The sequence below is a fragment of the Salinicola salarius genome (genome assembly GCF_002179555.1).
GTDB lineage: Bacteria > Pseudomonadota > Gammaproteobacteria > Pseudomonadales > Halomonadaceae > Salinicola > Salinicola salarius_A.
The window spans coordinates 1-1,299 of record NZ_NHOU01000105.1 but is presented as its reverse complement, the minus strand read 5'-3'; the positions used below and the strand labels follow the sequence as shown (position 1 = coordinate 1,299).

General features: G+C 59.4%; 1 protein-coding gene. It reads right to left on the bottom strand.

Annotation, left to right across the window (positions count from 1 at the left end; all coding sequences use genetic code 11):
- Positions 1-62: 62 nt before the first annotated feature.
- Positions 63-1,299: IS110 family transposase (locus tag CCD76_RS19320; protein ID WP_087721107.1), on the bottom strand; the 1,237-nt coding region annotated here is incomplete at its 5' end.

Below are 1,299 nucleotides of genomic sequence, written 5' to 3'. Positions count from 1 at the left end.
ACTCAACTGGTCTATCAGCGCGTACGATTCAGTTCGTCCGACATCAAGAGAGCAGTAGCTTCCTAAGAAACCCGAGCCCCTCCCTCCGTCAGCAATGGCGTCAGTTGATAACCCAGCGACTGTGCCCGACGCCTCACATTCGTCAGAATTCGTTGCCGATACCGCTCTTCATAGTAGGTGGCGCCGGGGTCCTGGTAGGTCATGCCATGACGCAAGGCGTTGTAGAACAGCACGGCGATCTTTCGAGCCGTCGCGGTGACGTCCTTGGCCTTGCCGATACGACTGGCCAGCCGTCGATAAAAGGCTCCCAGGGCAGTCTGGGTGCGGCCGACCGTGGTGGCGGCTAGCCTCAATAGTGCCGCTGCTCGGTTCTTTGTGCGTCTCGTGCGTGACGATAGCACCTTGCCGCCTGAGATCTTGCTACCCGGTGACAGGGCCAGCCAGGAGGTGAAATGCTTGGCGGTAGGCCAGCGCTGCATATCCGTGCCGCACTCGCCCACCAGTTTGAGAACCAGATAGGGGCCGAGGCCATGGATTTGGGTCAGGTCAGCGCCGATGATAGTAAACAGCGATGCACGAACATCGAAGGCGGGGGCATTGGGGTTGGCATCCCGGTGGCGCGCAGCAGGGAGTGGCTTGTCAGGGACGGGTGCCGTCAGGGAGAGTCGCTTCAGCGTGGCTTCGATGAGCTGATCGCATACGGCAACATGCTCGTGATAGCTGTCGTACAGGGCGAGTGACTGGCACAAGGCCAGTAGGTGTTCCTCACGGTAATGCCCGCTCAGGGCCTGGCGAATCGTTTCCTCGCTGGCCTTGCATCGTGGATCGCGATACTCAGCCAGTATCAGCGGATCGTGCTGACCCGCGACAATGGCCCGCAGAATGCGCATGCCCGTCACACCGGTAATATCCGTCACGACATGATGGAGCTGAAGATTCATTTCCATCAGCGCTTTTTGCATATGCTGGATATGGGCAGCCGCGTAGGCTAGCAGGCGCTCACGCTGGCGAAGGGTGGCACGCAGGCTCGCCAGTTCCTGAGCGGGACGGAAACTGCCGCGTAGCAATCCGTAGGCATGCAGGCGTTGTAGCCACTGGGCATCGTTGATGTCGGTCTTTCGACCAGGGACGTTTTTGGTATCGCGAGCGTTGACCAGGATGACATCGAACCCGCGCTCTTCGAGAAGCTCATACACCGGTATCCAGTAAACACCGGTGGACTCCATGGCGACGGTGGTTATCTGCTTTTCGCCGAGCCAATCGGCCAGGAGGCAGAGGTCGCCGGTAAAGGTGTTGAAT